The following is a 20,232-nucleotide window of genomic DNA, read 5'->3' on the forward strand; positions in this document are numbered from 1 at the left end:
CGCCGGCGTCCTTGTCGATCAAGATTCGCCGCGGTTTCGCGGCCCGGCCAGTGTAATACGTTGCGGGAGGGGCTTGCTCCCCCTTGTGCGCATGAAGCTTGCGCACATCACGGCAAGCCCCTCTCCCTGATCGCAGGGAGAGGGGTTGTGGGTACCGCTGACTCAGCCGCTGGTTTCCGGCGCGGCTGCAGCGTTCTGCTGCGCTACGCCGGCGTAGTCGACGACGAGCGAAACACGGCGGTTGTCACGGCCGCCTTCGCCGACAGCACCGGCACGAACCTGGCGGTTCTGGTCTTCGCCGTAGCTGACTGCGCGGACCTGCTCGGCGCCGAGGCCGGAGCTGACCAGGTAGTCACGCACTGCCTGAGCACGCTGCAGGCCGAGGCGACGGTTCGCCGCCGCCGAACCGGCCGGATCGGTGAACCCTTCGACCGTGATCAGCGCGTCGGAGTGACTTTCCTTGACGACCCGGGCGAAGTCGTCGAGCAACGGCTTGTCCTGGTCGTTGAGCGTGGCATCGCCGGTGGCGAAGTGCGCTCCGGTTTCCACACGCACGCGACCTGCGAGCTGGGTGACCAGGGCATCGTGCTTCTGCGAGAGCGAATCGATCTGCGACTGAAGCTTCTGGTCAGTCGCGCGAAGGTCGGCGATGGTGCTGTCGAATTCTTCGCGCTTGATGTAGCTGGAGCAACCGGCCAGGCCGACGGCGCTGAGGGCGACGACAAGGCCGGCATTGCGGAAAGTGCGGGTGATCATGAAATGTCTCCTTCAATGTCCGTGCGCGCAGCAGGCGCACGGGAATGCGTGCAGGACCGGGGGAAGTCGCTGCAGCCCGAATGGAACGATTTTCTAGTTGTTGTGCGCGGGGCGCGCGGTGGTGGCTAGTCAGCGTTGTTGATGGAGACGTATGAATGTCATAGCCAACGTTAACGAGTCGTTGCATGAACAGGCGACGAGGCGCCGTCAATCGCGAACGTGTGCACAGTTCAGCGATGTCAATATTCCATCGCTGCTGTTCGTATCAGCGCGGTTCATCAATTTTGCACCCGCGCGCAACGCGTTCCCCTTTCGCCGGCGCGCGTGACCGCACGCCGGAACCAGTTCACTTCAGCTCGAAGACGTCGCCGTCGAGCATGGCCGGAAAGCGCTCCCGGTGGGCCGCAAGTTCAGCGGCGAGCAGGGTCGTGGTCGCCACCACCTCTTCGTCGGCGCATTCGCTGGCCGGATGGCCGACGAAATCGATCACCGCGCTGTCGCCGGCGTAATGCAGGCCATTGCCGTCGGTGCCGACACGGTTGACCGCGGCGACGTAGCAGAGGTTCTCAATGGCGCGCGCACGCAGGAGGGTCTTCCACGGATAGCTGCGTGCCGACGGCCAGTTGGCGACGTAAACCAGCAGGTCGTAATCGAGCTGGCCGGCGCGTTCGATGTCGAAGCGGTTGCGCGAGAACACCGGGAAGCGCAGGTCGTAGCAGACCAGCGGACAGATCCGCCAGCCACGCCACTCGAGCACGAGGCGATCGCGGCCGGCGGCATAGCGCTCGTGCTCGCGCGCATAGCGGAACAGGTGGCGCTTGTCGTAGGTGCGCAACGCGCCATCGGGCGTTGCGAACAGCAGGCGATTGAACACGCCCTCGTCGGTGCGCAGTTGCACGCTGCCCATCACCGCCGCATCGAGCTTGCGCGCCTGTTCGCCGATCCATGCCACGGTCGGCCCGTCCATGCCTTCGGCATTGCCGATCGCGTCGTTGGAAAAGCCGCTGGTGAAGGTCTCCGGCAGGATCACCAGGTCGGTGGTGCCGTGCAGCGGTGCGATCAGGCGTCCGTAGTACTCGCGGTTGCCGGCCGGATCGTGCCAGCGGGTTTCGCCCTGGACCAGGGAAACGCGCAGGTCGTTTGCGGGAGTCGACGGCTTGGCAGCTTGCGTCATAGTTTCTGCAGCCTCTCGATGGCAGCGTCCAGGGTCGCCTCGTTCTTGGCGAAGCAAAGCCGCGCCAGCCGCTGGCCTTGCGGCGGGGTTTCGTAGAACGGTGACAGCGGAATCGCCGCGACGCCCTTCTCGATCGTCAGCCAGCGGCAGAACGCGGCATCGTCGAGATCGCTGACCGCCGAGTAGTCGACCAGCTGGAAGTAGCCGCCCGGCACAGGCAAGGGCTTGAGGCGGGTGGTCAGCAGCTGCTCGCGGAAGCGGTCGCGCTTGGCCTGGTAGAACGCGCCGAGCTGCTCGTAGTGCCCGGGTTCGGCCTCGATCATCTCGGCGAAGGCCCACTGGGCCGGGGCGAACGTGCAGAAGGTGTTGTACTGGTGCACCTTTCGCAGCTCGGCCGACAGCGCCGGCGGCGCGATGCAGTAGCCGACCTTCCAGCCCGTGCAGTGATAGGTCTTGCCGAAGCTGGAAATGACGAAGGCGCGTTCGCGCAGCTGTGGATGACGCAGCACGGATTCGTGGATGCGTCCGTCGAAGACGATGTGCTCGTAGACCTCGTCCGACAGCAGCAGGATGTCGGTGCCGCGCAGCAGCGCGGTCAGCTGCTCGATGTCGTCGCCATCGAACATCGCGCCGGACGGATTGTGCGGCGAGTTGATCATCAACAGCCGCGTCCTGGCTGTGATCGCGGCGCGGACCAGGTTCCAGTCCGGGGCGAACGTCGCCGGGTCGAGCGGGACGTGCACCGCGCGACCGCCGGCCAGGTCGATCGCCGGCTCATAGCAGTCGTAGCAGGGATCGAGGACGATCACTTCATCGCCCGGACGAACCACCGCGGCGATCGCGTCGAAGATCGCCTCGCTGGCGCCGGAGGCAACCGTCACCTCGGCGTCGGCATCCGGGCGATGGCCATAGCAGCGCTCGGTCTTGGCCACGATCGCCTGGCGCAGGGCCGGAATGCCGGTCATCGGCGCGTACTGGTTGTGGCCGTCGCGCATCGCGCGGTCCAGCGCTTCGATCAGACGGTCGGGCACGGCGAAGTCGGGGAAGCCCTGGCCGAGGTTCACGGCCTTGTGCTCGACCGCGAGCTGGGACATCACGGTGAAGATGGTGGTGCCGACCTTCGGCAGTTTGGTTTGCAGGGTCATCTGAGGGGGCTGATGGCGGGGACTTGGACCGTCGAGGCGGACAAGTGTAAGGATGCGCGCCCGATGGCGTCATGACGAGTGGTCATCACCTCATCGGTCCGGGCCTGTTGACGGCAGCCCCTTCGATGGCCGGCCACGCGATTGCACTGTCGCGCGGCGGCAATCACACTCCGCGCCATGCGCGAGCTGCAGATCGTCAATGCCGTCGAACTGGCTTCCGCCTACGTGGCCGCGGAGTACGTGGTCGTCCTCGACGGCGACGCCCTGCCGCTGCGCGTCGGGCACCCGGCGAGCGACCTGGAAGCCTACTGGCCCGCCTCGCATTACGCCTTCATTACCGCCTGGAACCCGGCCTCGCAGCCGCGTTCGGATGCGGCCAACCAGGCCGCCGATGCCTTGCTGGTGGCTGAGCTCGACGCCGTCGGGGCGATCCGCCACCCGGCCTGGGCGCAGGATCCGACCGGCCAGTGGCGCGAACCGGGCTGGCTGCTGGCCGGCATCGAAGAGACCGACCTGCTGCGGCTGGCCATCGAGTTCGGCCAGGCAGCGGTCCTGGCCTGGCAGCCCGGGGAGCCGGTCCGGCTGAGGATGCTGATGCCGCGCCCGCCGGTGGCTCCGGCCATCGCGGCGGTGGAACACACCGACTGGGTTGCCGGCTGAGAAGGCGTCGCCGCGGCGCTTTCGGCCTCCGGGCTTTCGACCTCCGGGCTTTCGACCTCCGGGCTTTCGACCTCCGTGGGCAACGCCGGCCGCCCCCGCCCGACGCCGACAAGCCCGTTTCCCGGCGACTCGCATAAACTGGCGGCTTCGCGGCCACCTGGCCGCAGCCCTCCAGCCGATGACGCCAAACGACCGACCTGCTCCGCCGCTGCTCGCAGCCCGCGGCTTACGCTTTGCGCGCAACGACGAGCCCGTGTTCGGCCCGCTCGACTTCAGTGTCGATGCCGGCGAGGCACTGCTGGTCCAGGGCGACAACGGCGCCGGCAAGACCACGCTGCTGCGGGTGCTGGCCGGACTGCTGCGCGCCGACGAGGGCGAAATCGACCTCGACGGCCAGCCGGCCGGTACGGCCCGGCGCGCCCGCGCCATCACCTACCTTGGCCACCTGCCGGGGTTGAAGGCCGACCTGACCGCGATCGAGAACCTCAACTTCCTGTGCGGCCTGCACGGCCGCCGCCGCGCGCAGCTGCCGGAGAACGCGCTGGCCATCGTCGGCCTGGCCGGTTACGAGGACACCCTTGCCCGCCAGCTCTCGGCCGGACAGAAGAAGCGCCTGACGCTGGCACGCCTGTGGATGTCGCCGGCACCGCTTTGGCTGCTCGACGAGCCCTACGCCAACCTCGACCTGGAAGGCATCGAGCTGGTCAACCGCATGGTCCAGGCGCACCTGCGCGAAGGCGGTGCCGCGCTGGTCACCACCCATGGCGCCTACGCCGCACCGCCGGTGCGCACGCGCATGCTGGTGATGGCCAAGGGTGCCGTGCAATGACCGCCCAGACCGCCACCCTCTCCGGCGCCGCCCGCGCCCTGCTGACGCGCGACCTGCGCCTGCTCTGGCGCCGCCGCGGCGATGCGCTGCAGCCGGCGCTGTTCGCCCTACTGGTCGTGGTGCTGTTCGCCCTCGCCCTGGGCGGCGAGAAGCAGGCGCTGTCCAAGGTCGCAGGTGCCGTCCTGTGGCTGTCGGTGCTGCTGGCCGGCCTGCTCTCGCTCGACACCCTGTTTCGTGGCGACGCCGAGGACGGTTCGCTGGAGCAGTGGATGCTCGCCCCCGTGCCGCTGGCATGGCTGGTGGCGGTGCGCACCTTCATGCACTGGGCCACCAGTGCGTTGCCGCTGCTGATTGCCACTCCTTTCCTGGCCGAGCTGCTCTACCTGCCGCGCGACCAGTTGCCCGTGCTGCTGGCATCGCTGGCGCTGGGCACGCCGCTGCTGAGCCTGCTCGGCGCGGTGGTGGCCGCGCTGACGGTCGGAATGCGGCGCTCCGGTATACTCGTGGCCTTGCTGGCGCTGCCGCTTTACGTGCCCGTGCTGGTGTTCGGTGCGGGCAGCGTGGCCGCCGCGGCGCAAGGGCTGGATCCCATTGGCGCGCTGCTGTTGCTGGGCGCCGGGCTGGCAGTGGCACTGGTGCTGGCGCCGCTGGCCGCCGCCGCCGCGATCCGGATTGCGCTCAGCTAGTCAACAGCCTGTTGAGCCAGATCAAATGCCGCGCCCCGGCCCCATCCTTTAATGTCCGCCGCAACCCGCCAAATGCCGCCACCTGGCCCCCGCGCCCGGAAGCACACGCAACCAGCAGGCCCGAGCAGTCCAGGTAGACCAAGACAACGATGAATCCGATCATCCGCTGGTTCCACAAACTCGGTTCACCGCCCTACTTCGACCGCTTTGCTGCGCGCTGGGCCCCCTGGGGCTACGGCCTGGGCCTGCTGGTCATGGCCTGGGGCCTGTACGGCGCGCTGTTCCAGGTGCCGGCCGACTACCAGCAGGGCGACAGCTTCCGCATCCTCTACATCCACGTGCCCAGCGCCTGGATGAGCATGGCCGTGTTTGGGCTCATGGCCATCTACGCGGCGATCGCGCTGATCTGGCGGATCAAGCTGTGCGAGATCCTGGCGATGGCCTGCGCGCCGATCGGTGCCGCTTTCACCCTGATCACGCTGCTGACCGGTTCGATCTGGGGCAAGCCGATGTGGGGCACCTGGTGGGACTGGGACCCGCGCCTGACCACCGAGCTGATCCTGCTGTTCCTCTATCTGGGCGTGATCGGCCTGTACAACGCCATCGACGACCGCCGCGCCGCCGCGCGCGCCGCCGGCCTGCTGGCGATCGTCGGCGTGGTGCTGCTGCCGGTGATCCGCTACTCGGTGGTGTGGTGGAACTCGCTGCACCAGGGCCAGACCATCCGCCTGCTCGGTGAGTCGAGCATGGATTCGAGCATGATCCCGCCGCTGGTGTGGATGATCGTCGGCACCAAGCTGTGGTTCATCGGCGCGCTGCTGACGCGCGCGCGCGCCGACAACCTGCGCCGCGAGAGCGGCAAGGGCTGGGTGGCCGAACTGGCACGGGGGAAGGCGCAATGAGCTACCTGAACTACGTGATCGCCGCCTACGCGGTGTTCGTGATCGTGCTGGGCTGGGACTTTGTCGCCACGCACCTGCAGATCCGCCGCGAACTGCGTGGCGCGCGCCTGCGCGCACAGCGCGAAGCCGCCCGCCCTGGCAAGGGCACGGCAGCAAACGAATTGATCAGATGAGTAAGCACGAATGAATCCAGTACGTCGCCGCCGCCTGCTGTGGGTCATCGCCCTGGTCGTGGCCGCCGGCATCGCCGCCGCCCTCGTGGCCATGGCCCTGCAACGCAACATCGCCTACCTGTACACGCCCAGCGAAGTCCTTCGCGGTGAAGCCGGCGGACATGCGCGGTTCCGCCTTGGCGGCATGGTCGCGGCCGATTCCTTCACCCGCGCACCCGGTTCGCTGGAAGCGCACTTCAAGGTCAGCGACGGCGACGCGCTGATGCCGGTGGTCTACACCGGCATCCTCCCGGACCTGTTCCGCGAGAAGCAGGCCGTAGTCGCCACCGGCCGCATGCAGGGCGACACCTTCGTCGCCGAGGAAATCCTCGCCAAGCACGACGAGACCTACATGCCCAAGGAAGTCGCCGACAAGATGGGCATGGCGCACAAGAAGCACGACGTGCCGGCACCGTCAGCAGGTTCGGCGCAATGACCGCACGCATCGGGGTGAGGGCACGCCATGCTCGGTGAAATCGGCCAGGTCACCCTGATCCTCGCCCTGCTGGTGTCGCTGCTGCAGGCAGCGTTGCCGTTGGCCGGCGCGCAGCGCGGCGTCGGCAGTTGGATGGCGATTGCGCGTCCTGCTGCTTATGCGCAGCTGGCGCTGGTCGGCTTCGCCTTCGTCGTCCTCAGCCACGGCTTCGTGACCCAGGACTTCTCGCTGCGCTATGTCGCCGAGAACAGCAACTCGCTGCTGCCGCTGATGTACCGCTACACCGCGGTCTGGGGCGCGCACGAAGGCTCGCTGCTGCTGTGGGCGCTGATCCTGGCACTGTGGACTGGCGCGGTCGCGCGCTTCTCGCAGCGACTTCCGGCCGAGGTCATTGCCCGCGTGCTGGGCGTGATGGGCCTGGTCAGCACCGGCTTCCTCGCCTTCCTGATCTTCACCAGCAATCCGTTCCAGCGCCTGTTGCCGGCCGCCGCAGAAGGCCGCGACCTCAACCCGCTGCTGCAGGACCCGGGCATGATCATCCACCCGCCGATGCTGTACGTCGGCTACGTGGGTTTCGCCGTGCCGTTCGCGTTCGCGATCGCGGCGCTGCTCGACGGTCGCATCGATGCGCGCTGGCTGCGCTGGACCCGGCCGTGGACCAACGTCGCCTGGGCATTCCTGACCTTCGGTATCGCCCTGGGTTCGTGGTGGGCGTATTACGAGCTCGGCTGGGGCGGCTGGTGGTTCTGGGATCCGGTCGAGAACGCGAGCTTCATGCCGTGGCTGGCCGGCGCTGCGCTGCTGCATTCGCAGGCGGTGACCGAGAAGCGCGGAAGCTTCCGCGGCTGGACATTGTTGCTGGCGATCGCGACGTTCTCGCTGTCGCTGCTAGGCACCTTCCTGGTGCGTTCGGGCGTGCTGACCAGCGTGCATGCATTCGCCGCCGATCCGGCGCGCGGACTGTTCATCCTGATCTTCCTCGGCATCGTCATCGGCGGCTCGCTGTTGCTGTACGCGTTGCGCGCGCCTTCGGCCGAGGATGGCGGCAAGCCGTTCGACGTCAGCTCGCGCGAGACGCTGCTGCTGGCCAACAACCTGCTGCTCTCCACCGCCTGCGCGATGGTCCTGCTCGGCACGCTGTATCCGCTGCTGGCCGACGCGCTGGAGCTGGGCAAGATCTCGGTCGGCCCGCCCTACTTCGCCCTGATGTTCGTGCTGCTGATGTCGCCGCTGGTGGCCTTGCTGCCATTCGGCCCGGTCACCCGCTGGCAGCGTGAGCAGGTGTCCAGGCCGCTGGCGATGCTGCTGCCGTGGGCCGCGCTCGCACTGGCACTGGCGGTGCTCGCCTACTTCTTCGCGCCGCAGGGTCCGTGGAAGGTCGCTGCCGGCGTGCTCGGCGCGGCGTGGGTGTTGTTTGGCACGGTCCGCTTCGTCGTCACGCGCCTGCGCAGCCAGAGCACTGGCCAACGCTTCACCGCCGAGATGCTCGGCATGACCCTGGCCCACGTCGGCGTCGCAGTGTTCCTGATCGGCGCCCTGCTGGTCGAAGGCCTGAGCCAGCAGCGCGAGCTCGCCGTCGCGCCGGGCCAGACGGTCGAGCTGGGACGTTACGCGTTCCGCTTCGATGGCGTCGCCCATTTGCAGGGGCCGAACTACGAAGCCGACCGCGGCACCGTCACCGTGTTCGCCAACGATCGCCCGCTGACCGTGATGCATCCGGAGAAGCGCAAATATGCGAGCGGCGGCCAGGTCATGACGGAGGCAGCGATTGAAAGCGGCGTCACGCGCGACCTCTACGTCGCTTTGGGCGAACCGCTCGGCGGTGGCTCGTGGGCACTGCGCGTGCACGTCAAGCCGTTCATCCGCTGGATCTGGGGTGGCGCGCTGCTGATGATGTTCGGTGGCCTGGTCGCGGCAACGGACCGGCGTTTCCGCCGAAGCGCCACGGTCGCCAGCCCCGCGGCCGCTGGTTCGTCCAGTGCCAGTGTCGCCAACCCGGCGATACCCAACCCGAGCGCGGAGCCCGCACGATGAGCGAACCGTCACCGCAGCCACGCAATTCCACGATGCGCTGGGTGCCTTTGCTGATCGTCGTCGCGCTGGGCGTGCTGCTGTTCGCCGGCGTGATGCTCAGCCGCAATCCCAATCGCGAAGCATTGCCGTCGCCGCTGATCGGCAAGCCCGCACCCGCCTTCCGCCTGCCGGTGCTGCACGAACCCGGCAGGCTGGTGTCGTCCGATGATCTGCGCGGCGCGCCGTACCTGCTCAATGTCTGGGGCAGCTGGTGCCCGGCCTGCCGCGACGAGCACCCGGTGCTGACGCGCTTCGCCGAGAGCAAGCGCCTGCGCGTGATCGGGTTCAACTGGAAGGACGAGCACGCCGACGCGATGCGCTGGCTCGAGCAGTTCGGCAACCCGTACTTCATGGTCATCGCCGACTATGAGGGCAAGGCCGCGATCGACTGGGGCATCTACGGCGCACCGGAGACCTTCCTGGTCGACGGCAAGGGCATCGTGCGCTGGAAGTACGTCGGACCGCTGACCGATGAAGTGATCCGGGACGATCTGCTGCCGAAGCTGGATGAGATCGGCGGGAGCGCGCGATGACACGGGCACTGCTGCTGTTCGTCGCAATGGCGATGGCCTCCTTTACCTCCTTCGCCCAACCCGCCAGCGACCCCGCCCCGCTCCAGTTCCAGTCCCCGATCGAGGAGCAGCGCTTCCACGACCTCGTCGCCGAACTGCGCTGCGTGATGTGCCAGAACCAGTCCCTGGCCGAATCCAATGCACAGATCGCCGTCGACCTGCGCCGCGAAGTGCTGGAACTGATGCGCCAGGGCAAGGACAACCGCGAGATCAAGCAGTTCCTGGTCGAACGCTACGGCGAGTTCGTGTTGTACCGGCCCCAGGTTGAATCCAAGACGTGGTTGCTGTGGTTCGGCCCGGCCCTGGTGCTGCTGGCCGGCGGCATCGTGGTCGTCGGCGCGGTGCGCAAGCGCCGCCAGGCGCCGGCCTCGGCAAAGACCAGCGACAGCAACGAAGAGCAGGAGTGGTAATGGTCGGTTTCGTGATTGCCGGCCTCGTGCTGGCCGTGCTGGTGCTGGCCTATGTGCTGCGACCGTTGTGGAGGACCCGTCCCATTGCCGGGTTCGCAGTGATTGCCGGGCTGACCCTGGCCACTGCTCTCACCTACGTCGCCATCGGCACGCCCGCCGCGCTGGATTCGGCGCAGCGACGCGCACCGGAAACCCTGGGCGATGCCATCACCCAGCTCGAGGCCGAACTCAAGCGCGACCCCAACCAGGTCGAAGGCTGGCGCCTGCTTGCCCGCGCACGCGTCGCCGAAGGCGAACCGGCCAAGGCACGCGATGCGCTGATGCGTGCGCTCAAGCTGATGCCGGACGACCCGGACCTGCTGGCCGAAGCGGCAGAGATGCGCGCCATCGCGGCGCCTGGCCGCCAGTTTGATGCGGAAGGCATTTCGATGCTGCGCCATGCGCTCGAAGTGCAGCCGATGCACCAGCGTGCCCGCTGGTTCCTCGGCATCGCCCAGCGCCAGGCCAAGCAGCCGGCCGAAGCCGCGCGCACCTGGGAGCCGCTGCTCACGGTGGTCAGTGGCAGCACCGGCGAGAGCCTGCGCGAACAGATCAACGCCGCGCGTGGCGAGGCGGGCCTGCCACCATTGCCGCCGTCGGCCGTGCCGACGCAAGCCGCCGGCGCAGGCCTCAAGGTCAAGGTGACGCTGGCACCGGCGCTGGCCGCGAAGCTGCCGGCCAACGCCAGCCTGTTCGTGATCGCGCGCCAGCCCGGCGGACCGCCGATGCCGGTCGCCGTCGAGAAGCTCGCAGCCGCGAACTTCCCGGTCGAAGTAACGCTCGACGATGGCGACAGCCCGATGCCGACGATGAAGCTCTCGCAGCTGGACCGGGTGGAAGTACTTGCGCGTGTGTCGTCCAGCGGCAATGCGATTCCGCAGGCAGGGGACTTCGAAGCCATGGCGAAACCGGCCGGCAAGGATGCGGGCACGATCGAGTTGCTGATCGACCAGGTTCGGCCATAACTCGGCCGAGCCCGTTAAGCTTCCCCCATGACCGAATTCATCCCCCCCGGTACCCGCTGGTTCGACCTGCCCTCGCCGTTCCCGATGAAGCGCGGCGGCGCGCTGAACAACGCCCGCGTCGCCTACGAAACCTGGGGCACGCTCAATGCCGCCGGTGACAATGCCGTCCTGATCGTCACCGGCCTGTCGCCCGATGCGCACGCGGCCAGCAACGAAGGCAATCCGGAACCGGGCTGGTGGGAACAGATGCTCGGCCCGGGAAAGCCAATCGACAGCGACCACTGGTTCGTCATCTGCGTCAATTCGCTCGGCAGCTGCAAAGGCTCGACCGGGCCGGCCTCGATCAATCCCGACACCGGCGCACCGTATCGGCTGAGCTTCCCCGACCTGTCGGTCGAGGACGGCGCGCAGGCGGCCGCGCATGTCGTGCACGCGCTCGGCATCACCAGCCTGGCCTGCATCATCGGCAATTCCATGGGCGGCATGACCGCGCTGGCGTTCCTGCACCTGCATCCGGGCCTGGCGCGCAGCCATATCAACATTTCCGGTGCGGCCAAGGCGCTGCCGTTCTCGATCGCGATCCGTTCGCTGCAGCGCGAAGCAATCCGCCTCGACCCGAACTGGAACCACGGCCAGTACGACGACGAGCGCTACCCCGAGGCCGGCATGCGCATGGCGCGCAAGCTCGGCGTGATCACCTACCGCTCGGCGCTTGAGTGGGATGGGCGATTCGGTCGCGTGCGGCTGGATTCGGACCGCACCGAAGACGAGCCCTTCGGCCTCGAATTCGAGGTCGAAAGCTACCTGGAAGGCCACGCCCGCCGCTTCGTGCGCCGCTTCGACCCCAATTGCTACCTCTACCTGAGCCGTTCGATGGACTGGTTCGACCTGGGCGAGTACTGCAGCGACCGCCAGGGCAACGGCGAGGCCGACACCCGGGCCGGCCTGGCCGGGCTGCGCGTGGAGAAGGCGCTGGCGATCGGCGTCCACACCGACATCCTGTTTCCGCTGCAGCAGCAGGAGGAGATCGCCGAAGGCCTGCGCGCCGGCGGAGCCGACTCGCGGTTCCTGCCGCTGCCGTCGCCGCAGGGGCATGACGCCTTCCTGGTCGACATCGCACGCTTCGGACCGGCCGTCGGCGACTTCCTGAACGGCCTTCGCTGAACGGCCCGCCAAGTGTCCGTACCGCCGTAGATTGATGCGGCGCAAGATTCGCTGCGCCGGGTGCACGATAGAATTGCACCATGACGATCAACGACGCACTGCCCGACCTCGATTTCCCCGGCCACGACAAGCTGGTCGCCGCCATCGACGCCGCGGTTGCGGCCGGTGACGAACATGCCGTGACCGCGGCACTGCGCACGACCCTGTGCGGCATGATCCGCGACCGCGACGTGCAGCTGCCATCGTGCGTGCACGACCCGATCGAAGACCACTACGCGCGCCGCGAGATCTACCGCAGCCCGCGCCTGGGCTACAGCGTCGTCGCCATGACCTGGGGGCCCGGCCAGGGCACGCCTGTGCATGACCATTGCGGCCTGTGGTGTGTCGAGGGCGTCTGGGACGGTGAGCTGGAAATCACCCAGTACGAACTGCTTGAACGCGACGGCGAGCGTTTCCGCTTCCGCGCCGCAGGTGGCATGCACGCCGGCCCCGGCAGTGCCGGCAGCCTGATCCCGCCGCACGAGTACCACACCATCCGCAACGCCAGCCGCGAGTCGGTCGCCGTCTCGCTGCACATCTACAAGGCGCCGATGGAAGCGTGCTCGATGTTCGTCCCCAACGAAGGCGAATGGTTCGCCCGCGTCGCCAAGACGCTGCAGACCGACGAAGCCGCGTAAGCCTCAAGTTTCTGTAGCCCCTCTCCCGCCTGCGGGGTGAGAGGACACTGCTTGCGAGCCATTGGCTCGCGTGTCCTCGAACGCCCGAGTGCTATGCGCTCGGGCCGGGGTGCGGGTTGGGGTGAGGGCTCGCCCGGTCGCCAACGCCTGACCTCTGGCACTACACCTCAGCCCCCTATCGCATAGGGTGAGCGTTTCCGCCGGAGCCTCTCCCCCGATGCTGACCGACTTCGTACTCGCCTCGCTCCACCACCTTCTCGTTTACGCACTGATCGCAATGCTGGTCGCACAGTCGGTGCTGCTGCGCGGCGCCGTCGACCGCCCCACCCTGCAGCGCCTGGTCGGCATCGACAGGGGCTACGGCATCTGCGCGATGTTGCTGATCGTGGTCGGCATCTGCCGGATCATCTACGGGGTGAAGGGCCACGACTTCTACCTGCACAACCCGTGGTTCCACGCCAAGATGGGCGCTTTCGTGCTGGTCGGCCTGCTCTCGATCGTGCCGACCGTGCGCTTCCTGCGCTGGCGCAAGGCCCTGGCGACCAACCCGTCCTACCTGCCCGATGCCACCGAGGTCGGCAGGCTGCGCGGCATCGTCCGCTTCGAACTGATCCTGATCGCGGCGATCTTCGTCTTCGCCGCCGCGATGGCCCGCTACGGCGGCCTGTGAGACATCCCCCTGCTACCGGGCGGCCGCGTCGGCTATACTGCGCGGCCGCGCCGGAATGGCGGAATCGGTAGACGCAGCGGACTCAAAATCCGCCGCCGTTAAAAGCGTGTGGGTTCGAGTCCCACTTCCGGCACCAATCGCTTGAAGCCCCAAGGGAGACCTCGGGGCTTTTTTCGTTTCCGCCGCTCATCAGCTCGCAGAACGCTTCCAGCAGGACCTCAGGCGCGTTCCACGTCCGGCAACTTCCAGCTCTTGTCGAACACCGGCGCTTCCGGCCCGTAGAAGCGGAAGATCAACTCGAAGCGCCCCTTCGGATCGGTCGGCACCCAGTTGGAGTCCCTGCCGGCGGGCGCCTTCGGGCCGAAGTACACGTCGACCGAACCGTCGGCGTTCTTCTGCAATCCGGGCGTCAGCGAAGACCGGCTGGCCCATGGCATGTCGCGTATGAGCGCGTGGGTCGCCCGGTCATATGCGGTGACCGACCAGTACAGCCTTACGGGCACGTTTGCCGGAACGTGCAGGCGGTAGTGGCCGCTTCCCTTCAACGGCTCGCCATCCGCGCTCTTCTGATTGAACAGATAGAACTGGCCCGTCCCGAGGTGCTTGGCACTGAAGAACGCATATGAGTACGTGACCCCACGAGCGTCCACAGGATACTGGGCGGGATCGGCGTAGGCCGACTGGATCTCCTTCATCAGGTCGGCAGGCGCCGGCAGCGTCCAGCGGCTGCCGTCGATATACGGGGCCGGGAAATGTCCGCTCTCGTAGCGGGAATCGATCCACGCGTGCGCTTCACGCGCGGCAACGTCGAGGCGTTTGCGCGCCTGCGCGTCCGGCTGGAACGGCTTGCCCTTCTCGATGCCGATCGTCCGCAGCGGATCGATCATCACCCTGTCGCGATCCAGCCACGGCTCGCGTTGCACCACACGATCCAGCAGTTCGTAGAAGCTTGCGTCATAAGGGATCGTGCCATCGAACACGGAATCGATGGCATCGACGAAGCGCGTCTGCGGCGGATTGGCGGCCTGCGAGAGCGGATAGACCTTGATCCGCTTCGCGTAGGCCACGGACTTGGCGACATCCGCCTCGCTGCCGCTGGCAAGATTGGATCGCAACAACGCGTAGGTACCGAAGGTCGCTGACGGCATCGCGATATAGCCTCGCGGTATCGGCCCCTTGAAGCCCGGAGGCAGGATCAGGTACTTGCCGCCCTTGCCCTTGTCTACGCCAGCGGGGCCGACGTCCTCGATTGCCGTTTGCCAGGCGTCGTCGACACTGCCGGTGATGGAGCCGCCCTGCGCGGGCGGAATCTCGAGCACGACCGGCCCTGCGTCGGTCGTGTTGAAGAACGGAATGAGATAGATCGTGTCCGGGTTCGGCGTAAGCGTCTGGTTCTTCCAGCCGGACGGGCGCGACCAGAACACGATCTCGTTGTCCTTGCCGCCGAGCTTGTGCGTCGCATCGCGCATCCGCTCGAAGTTGACGGCTGGCATGCCCCATACCACTGCCTCGACCGCGCGACGCTTCACGGCACGCTCCGAGATCGCTTCCGGCGTGAGCGCGGCGGTGTTGGCACTGTCGGCGGGCGGAACTGCAGGGTCGGCGATGGGCGCCACCTCGTGCTGGCGAAGGCAGGCGGTCAGACACCAGCATCCGAGAAACAGCGCACTCATGCGAGCCAATGTCGGCATCATCAGCTCCTGGTTCCTCGTCGTCGGCAGTCCGTGCCGCCGCTATCGACGGCACGGTGGAGTTCCGGCAGCCTGCCCCGCGTGTCGTTGCAAGGACGTGAATGACGATCCGCAGCTAGCGCGCCGGCCAGCGCTACAACAAGCCCAGTTGCGTGGCCTTCAATGTTGCCGCCGCACGCGTCGTGCACTCCAGCTTGCGGAACACGCTTTCCACGTGCGTGCGCACGGTACTTGGACTGATGGAGAGTTTCTGCGCCGCCTGCTTGTTGCTGGCGCCCAGGCTGATCCAGCGCAGGACATCTCGCTCCCGCTCCGTGAGCAGTCCGGTCGATGGCGGTGGCGGCGATCGTTTGGCCTCCCGGCGCGTGTCGAAAAGCGCATTGACGACGGCCGGGTCATGTCGGCCCGCTGCAGCTTCGGCCATCAACAGATCGCGCGCTTCGTGATCGGCATACGCTCCGCGCCAGGGTCGCTCGACACGAAGCGCTGCCAGCGCCACCGCCGCGGCGAGGACGCGTCCTTCCAGCGGGATGCTGACTGACTTCACCTCGCGAAAGTAGCCCGAACCATCGGGTCGCTCGTACGCGTAGGAGGCCACTTCCGCCTCCGCTGCGAGCGAGCCGATCTGTCGCGCGGCACGGCCGGTCCAGTACGGCACCAGGCGGACGCGCTCCCATGCCGACTCGGCGAGTCGGCCCGGCGTATCCCAGACCATGTTTGGCACGGCAGCTCGCCCGATGCCATGTATGAGCGCGGCCCGGTACACCCGCTGCTGGCTGACTTCGTCCAGGCCCAGCTGCAGCGCTGCGTTGCGCGCAATCTGCGCCACGTTGCGCGAATGGCCGGTCATCCATGGCAGTTTCAGGTCGATGACGTGGGCGAGAATCTCCAGCGATGTCGTACGCCCGGCCAGCACCGCTTCCAGCGAACACGGGCCGGACAAGGTCGGGTCTTCATCGAGCGCCGACAGCCACTGGCGCGCGTGCGCGAGGACCACGTTGGCAAGTGCTCGCGGGTAAAGCGTGTCCGCGCGCTCGGCGATGAGCCTGCATGCCTGGTCGAGGCCGTAGAGCCGGTTGAAGATGTCGAGATCGCCGGCAAGCGAGGCCATGTAGACCGCTGTCGGAACCTGTTCGCCACGCAGTCCATCAGGTGCACCACTGCCGTCATGGCTCTCGAACAGGTGGCGCAGGGCGAACTGCGTTTCTTCATCCAGTCCCAGTTGTTCGGCTATGTCGCCTGACACTTCGCAATGGATTCGAGAGAGCGACAGGAATGCCGATCCCTTGTTGCGGGTCCCTGAACGAAAACTGCTTCCAGAAGACTGGATCGCGAGCAGCGCTTTCCGGCCGCCGACGTCGTCGCCGAACAGCTGGGCGAATTCCGGCGCGTTGGCTGTACAGCCCGACCACCGCAGCAGCGCGACGGCAGTGGCGCGCGTGCGTGCCGCGTGGTCCGCGCCGGCCTCGCGGGCAAGTTGCCCTGCCATCCATGCGGCACGCGGCGAATGGTCGGTAGGTTGCCCCATGGCCAGGTCGCCGACGAACGCCAGCGACCGGATCACATCGAGGAGGGCGACTGCGGAATCGTCCACGGTCTTCATTGCCTCTACACAGGGTGGACGGGAAGTCTATCCCTGCCCTTCCCGTCCGGGCCTCGGTCATTCAACCGATGGTGCACGCAGGGAGCAGGCGGCAATCTGCGCTCCAAGGTTGGTTCGCCAGCCCCTCCGCCGAAAGACCGACCCGCCTCACTATCCATCCTGGAGAATCCCATGAAACTGAAGTCGCTCGCGATCGCCGCGGTTGCCGCCCTGTCCCTGGCCTCCACCGCGCACGCAGCCAAACCCTCCCCGGCCCCGAAGGCCGTCAAGAACGTCGTACTGGTCCATGGCGGCTTCGTTGACGGCTCCGGCTGGCAGAAGGTCTACGACATCCTCAAAAAGGATGGCTACAACGTCAGCATCGTGCAGAACCCGACCCTCTCGCTCGCCGATGACGTCGCTGTCACCAAGCGCGTCATCGCCCAGCAGGATGGCCCCGTCGTGCTGGTCGGCCATTCCTATGGCGGCGTGGTGATCTCCGAAGCCGGCACCGACCCGAAGGTCGAGCGCCTGGTGTACATCGCCGCGTTTGCGCCGGATGCTGGCGAGTCGGTGCAGACGCTGATCGCCAATCCGCCGCCGGGCGCGGCGCAGCCGCCGATCCTGCCGCCGCAGGATGGCTTCCTGTTCCTCGACCGGGCGAAGTTCGCCGCCTCGTTCGCAGGTGATGTCCCGGCAGAGGAGGCAGAGTTCATGGCGGCGTCGCAGGTGCCGTGGGGTGTTGAAGCCCTCGCTGGCAAGGTCACCGTGCCGGCATGGAAGGCGAAGGCGAGCTGGTATCTCGTCGCCACCGACGACCATATGATCCCGCCGCCGGCCCAGCAGATGATGGCCAAACGCGCTGGCGCGACCGTCACCAAAGTTCCGGGCAGCCATGCCATCTATGTGTCCAGGCCCGACGCGGTCGCCATGCTCATCGAGCAGGCGGCACAGGGCAAGAAGTAAACCGCCTTGCAAACCAGGCAGGCGCCCCGCCACAGCGGGGCGCCATTGCTTTGTGATCAATGCGCAGCGATGTAGATATCCCGTAGCACGTCCCGCTCGAGCGCGAGTTCGTCCAGCCGGTTCTTGACGATGTCGCCCAGGCTGACGATGCCCACGAGCACATCGTTGCTGATCACCGGCAGGTGTCGCAGGCGCGCATGGGTCATCAGGGTCATTGCCTGCTTGACGCTGGTGTCGGGCGCAATGCTCTCGACGGCGCTCTTGAGCAGCCGGCTCAGTGGACGCGTTCCAGCCTGGACGCCGTCCTCGGCCACGGCGGCTACGATGTCCTGTTCGGAAACCACACCCACTGGGTGCGCATCGCGGGTGACGACCAGCGCGGCAATCTTGTGCGACGTCATCTTCTGGGCTGCCGCGCCGATCGTGTCGCCGGCATCGATGGTGACAACGGCGCCGGACTTGGTCTTGAGCAGTTCCTGGATCTTCATTGTGAATAGCCTCGAGAGGGAAATGGGCTGCGTCCACCCGGACCAGCCCACAGGTCATGCGACCTTGCGAAAAAGTTTGCGCTCCCGATCTGGCGTCACCAGTGCAATGGACGCTACAAACTGTTGCATCCGTCAAAGCATGCGCGCCCTGGACGGTCAGAAGATGTTCAGGCGCCTCGACAGGACGCGTTGGCAGACAGGGTCAGCCAGCCGCCAGCCGCGCATTGCGCCGGATGGTCTGCGGAGGCTGGCCGAACGCACGCAGGAACGCCCGGCGCATCCGCTCGGGATCGGCGAACCCGGTTTGCGTGGCCACTTCGTCAATGCTGTGCCGGCTCTGCTCGATCAGCATCCGCGCCGCTTCCACGCGCAGATGTTCGACCGCCTTCGCCGGCGACTGCCCGGTCTCGGCGCGGAAAGCCCGGCTGAACTGCCGCGGGCTCAGGTGCGCAGCGTCGGCCAACTCCTCCACCGTCAGGGTTGAACGAAGGTTGCTGCGCGCGTAGTTCATCGCGCTCTGGATGCGGTCGGTCTTCGCGTCCAGGTCCAGCAACGCCGAATGCTGCGACTGTCCGCCCGCGCGGCGGTGATAGACCACCAGTTTCTGCGCCACCGAGCGCGCAAGCTCCGCGCCGAAGTCCTTCTCGATCATGCCCAGTGCGAGGTCGACCCCTGCGCTCATGCCGGCGGAGGTCCAGACCGGGCCGTCGATGATGAAGATGCGGTCGTCCTCGACATGCGCATCGGGGAACTGCGCCTGCAGCTTGCGCGCGTGGATCCAGTGCGTGGTGACGCGGCGTCCGTCGATCAGCCCCGCCTCGCCGAGGATGAACGCGCCCGTGCAAACCGACGCGATACGCCGGGTGGACTGCGCGACCCGGCGAACCTGCTGGATCAGCCCTGGCGCGGAGGGTGCCGGATGCAACAGGCCGGTGACGATAAGAGTGTCGAGCTTCTGTCGCGACAGTGCGCGCGTCTCCATCGGCATGCCCAGGGAACTTGCGACCTGACCGCCGTGCTCGGACAGAACCTTGACCCGGTACAGCGGCTCTTCGGCACAGGTGTTTGCGAGCTCGAATGCCGAGGCGGCCGCGAGCCCCATGATCTGGAAGCGCGGCAGGACAGCGAAACCGATGGTGAGCATGGTGGTCCTCCGGGTATTGCCGGAAAATCGTGATGACCTGAAACGAGGTATATACGACATTCAAGCCACGATCAAGACGACCTACATTTGCCCTGCCCCCGGCATTCGTCGGTCATCTGAGATCCGTCATGAACACCCGCATTCATCAAGGCACCGCCCTGGTCACCGGAGCGTCTTCCGGCATCGGCGCGGTCTACGCCGACCGGCTCGCCAACGCCGGCTACGACCTGATCCTGGTCGCCCGTCGCGCCGACAAGCTGCGCTCGCTGGCCACCGACCTGACCAACCGGACCGGGCGGTCGGTCGAGACGCTGCCTGCCGACCTGACCCGTCCGGAAGACCTCGCCCGGGTGGAAGAGGTCCTGCGTCGCGATGCCAGCATCACCCTGCTCGTCAACAACGCCGGCGTCGGTGCGACGGCGCCGCTGCTGCAGTCGAGCGTGGAGGACATGGACCGGATGATCACGCTCAACGTCAGCGTGCTGACCCGCCTGGCTTACGCCGTCGCACCGGCTTTCGTCGCCCGCGGCCAGGGCACGATCGTCAATATCGCCTCGGTCGTCGCAATTGCGCCGGAACTGCTTAATGGCGTGTACGGCGGCAGCAAGGCATTCGTGCTCGCCTTCTCGCAGTCGCTCCAGCACGAACTGGGCGACAAGGGCGTGCGCGTGCAGGCGGTGCTGCCCGGCGCGACGGCGACGGACTTCTGGGACATTGCCGGCACGCCGATCTCGCACCTGCCGCAGGAGATCGTGATGTCGGCGCAGGACCTGGTTGACGCTGCGCTCTCCGGCCTCGCCCAGGGCGAGCTGGTGACAATTCCCGCCCTGCCCGATGTGGCGGAGTGGGAGGCGTTCGAGCGCGCGCGCAAGGCGATGGCACACGGCCTGTCACGCACGACTCCGGCATCGCGCTACATCGGCTAGCCGCAACGCGGTCCGCACGCCCATGTCCAGCATCCCGGCCACTGCAGCCACGACCGGCACTCCCC

General features: G+C 67.1%; 22 protein-coding genes and 1 tRNA gene. 16 read left to right on the plus strand and 7 right to left on the minus strand.

The genetic code is table 11. The annotated features are described in order from the left end of the window. Positions 1-162: 162 nt before the first annotated feature. The 3 genes from MNR01_RS03540 to MNR01_RS03550 form a co-directional block, all read right to left on the minus strand. Entirely contained in the window at positions 163-756 is a 594-nt protein-coding gene (locus tag MNR01_RS03540) for an OmpA family protein (protein WP_241919602.1), read from the minus strand. Positions 757-1,102: 346 nt separating this feature from the next. Then, a complete protein-coding gene (locus MNR01_RS03545; RefSeq protein WP_241919603.1) occupies positions 1,103-1,930 on the minus strand; it encodes an amidohydrolase in 828 nt (275 codons plus the stop codon). Beyond that, the gene (locus MNR01_RS03550; RefSeq protein WP_241919604.1) at positions 1,927-3,075 is read right to left on the minus strand and encodes a pyridoxal phosphate-dependent aminotransferase; all 1,149 of its coding nucleotides are present in this window, start codon (positions 3,073-3,075) and stop codon (positions 1,927-1,929) included. Before MNR01_RS03550 ends, MNR01_RS03545 begins: the two co-directional genes overlap by 4 nt. 177 nt (positions 3,076-3,252) lie before the next feature. Between MNR01_RS03550 and MNR01_RS03555 the strand changes: the two genes are divergently transcribed. The 14 genes from MNR01_RS03555 (at position 3,253) to MNR01_RS03620 (ending at position 13,506) form a co-directional block, all read left to right on the plus strand. Beyond that, positions 3,253-3,735: a DUF3293 domain-containing protein gene (locus MNR01_RS03555; RefSeq protein ID WP_241919605.1), complete on the plus strand. Its 483-nt coding sequence runs from the start codon at positions 3,253-3,255 to the stop codon at positions 3,733-3,735. A 178-nt stretch (positions 3,736-3,913) separates the two neighbouring features. Further along, the gene (gene ccmA, locus MNR01_RS03560; protein ID WP_241919606.1) at positions 3,914-4,564 is read left to right on the plus strand and encodes a heme ABC exporter ATP-binding protein CcmA; all 651 of its coding nucleotides are present in this window, start codon (positions 3,914-3,916) and stop codon (positions 4,562-4,564) included. Beyond that, complete coding sequence (gene ccmB / locus MNR01_RS03565; protein ID WP_241919607.1) at positions 4,561-5,250, plus strand: heme exporter protein CcmB; 690 nt, start codon at positions 4,561-4,563, stop codon at positions 5,248-5,250. The genes ccmA and ccmB overlap by 4 nt, the downstream gene beginning before the upstream one ends. A 149-nt stretch (positions 5,251-5,399) precedes the next feature. Further along, positions 5,400-6,152, plus strand: a complete 753-nt coding sequence (gene ccmC, locus MNR01_RS03570) for a heme ABC transporter permease CcmC (protein ID WP_241919608.1) — start codon at positions 5,400-5,402, stop codon at positions 6,150-6,152. Then, a complete protein-coding gene (locus tag MNR01_RS03575; RefSeq protein WP_241919609.1) occupies positions 6,149-6,325 on the plus strand; it encodes a heme exporter protein CcmD in 177 nt (58 codons plus the stop codon). Before ccmC ends, MNR01_RS03575 begins: the two co-directional genes overlap by 4 nt. Before the next feature lie 10 nt (positions 6,326-6,335). Next, positions 6,336-6,800 carry a cytochrome c maturation protein CcmE gene (gene ccmE, locus MNR01_RS03580; protein WP_241919610.1) on the plus strand — a complete coding sequence of 155 codons (465 nt, stop codon included), beginning with the start codon at positions 6,336-6,338 and terminating at the stop codon, positions 6,798-6,800. Between the two features lie 27 nt (positions 6,801-6,827). Next, complete coding sequence (locus MNR01_RS03585) at positions 6,828-8,834, plus strand: heme lyase CcmF/NrfE family subunit (protein ID WP_241919611.1); 2,007 nt, start codon at positions 6,828-6,830, stop codon at positions 8,832-8,834. Further along, positions 8,831-9,406: a DsbE family thiol:disulfide interchange protein gene (locus MNR01_RS03590; RefSeq protein WP_241919612.1), complete on the plus strand. Its 576-nt coding sequence runs from the start codon at positions 8,831-8,833 to the stop codon at positions 9,404-9,406. Before MNR01_RS03585 ends, MNR01_RS03590 begins: the two co-directional genes overlap by 4 nt. Beyond that, entirely contained in the window at positions 9,403-9,855 is a 453-nt protein-coding gene (locus MNR01_RS03595; RefSeq protein ID WP_241919613.1) for a cytochrome c-type biogenesis protein, read from the plus strand. The genes MNR01_RS03590 and MNR01_RS03595 overlap by 4 nt, the downstream gene beginning before the upstream one ends. Continuing rightward, positions 9,855-10,859, plus strand: coding sequence for a tetratricopeptide repeat protein (locus tag MNR01_RS03600; protein WP_345779027.1), 1,005 nt, complete (start codon positions 9,855-9,857; stop codon positions 10,857-10,859). The genes MNR01_RS03595 and MNR01_RS03600 overlap by 1 nt, the downstream gene beginning before the upstream one ends. Positions 10,860-10,886: 27 nt before the next feature. Then, positions 10,887-12,023 carry a homoserine O-acetyltransferase gene (locus tag MNR01_RS03605; protein ID WP_241919615.1) on the plus strand — a complete coding sequence of 379 codons (1,137 nt, stop codon included), beginning with the start codon at positions 10,887-10,889 and terminating at the stop codon, positions 12,021-12,023. An 80-nt stretch (positions 12,024-12,103) separates the two neighbouring features. Further along, entirely contained in the window at positions 12,104-12,700 is a 597-nt protein-coding gene (locus MNR01_RS03610) for a cysteine dioxygenase family protein (protein WP_241919616.1), read from the plus strand. 217 nt (positions 12,701-12,917) lie between these two features. After that, positions 12,918-13,370, plus strand: coding sequence for a DUF2214 family protein (locus MNR01_RS03615; RefSeq protein ID WP_241919617.1), 453 nt, complete (start codon positions 12,918-12,920; stop codon positions 13,368-13,370). 49 nt (positions 13,371-13,419) lie between these two features. Further along, a tRNA-Leu gene (locus MNR01_RS03620) sits at positions 13,420-13,506 on the plus strand. 82 nt (positions 13,507-13,588) lie between these two features. On the opposite strand, the gene MNR01_RS03625 is transcribed toward MNR01_RS03620, so the two are convergent. Both MNR01_RS03625 and MNR01_RS03630 read right to left on the minus strand, forming a co-directional pair. Then, positions 13,589-15,061, minus strand: a complete 1,473-nt coding sequence (locus MNR01_RS03625; protein WP_241919618.1) for a DUF1254 domain-containing protein — start codon at positions 15,059-15,061, stop codon at positions 13,589-13,591. A gap of 133 nt (positions 15,062-15,194) precedes the next feature. Then, entirely contained in the window at positions 15,195-16,655 is a 1,461-nt protein-coding gene (locus MNR01_RS03630) for an HD domain-containing phosphohydrolase (protein ID WP_241919619.1), read from the minus strand. A 180-nt stretch (positions 16,656-16,835) separates the two neighbouring features. Between MNR01_RS03630 and MNR01_RS03635 the strand changes: the two genes are divergently transcribed. Next, the gene (locus MNR01_RS03635; protein WP_241919620.1) at positions 16,836-17,609 is read left to right on the plus strand and encodes an alpha/beta hydrolase; all 774 of its coding nucleotides are present in this window, start codon (positions 16,836-16,838) and stop codon (positions 17,607-17,609) included. Positions 17,610-17,665: 56 nt separating this feature from the next. Here the strand turns inward: MNR01_RS03635 and MNR01_RS03640 are convergent, their stop codons facing one another. Then, complete coding sequence (locus tag MNR01_RS03640; protein WP_241919621.1) at positions 17,666-18,097, minus strand: CBS domain-containing protein; 432 nt, start codon at positions 18,095-18,097, stop codon at positions 17,666-17,668. A gap of 202 nt (positions 18,098-18,299) precedes the next feature. Then, on the minus strand, positions 18,300-19,241 hold the full coding sequence (locus tag MNR01_RS03645) for a GlxA family transcriptional regulator (protein WP_241919622.1): 942 nt from the start codon (positions 19,239-19,241) through the stop codon (positions 18,300-18,302). 128 nt (positions 19,242-19,369) lie between these two features. On the opposite strand from MNR01_RS03645, the gene MNR01_RS03650 reads away from it, so the two are divergent. Then, positions 19,370-20,167: an SDR family oxidoreductase gene (locus tag MNR01_RS03650; RefSeq protein ID WP_241919623.1), complete on the plus strand. Its 798-nt coding sequence runs from the start codon at positions 19,370-19,372 to the stop codon at positions 20,165-20,167. The last annotated feature ends 65 nt before the right edge of the window (positions 20,168-20,232 follow it).

It is taken from the genome of Lysobacter sp. S4-A87 (assembly GCF_022637455.1).
Taxonomy (GTDB): domain Bacteria; phylum Pseudomonadota; class Gammaproteobacteria; order Xanthomonadales; family Xanthomonadaceae; genus Lysobacter_J.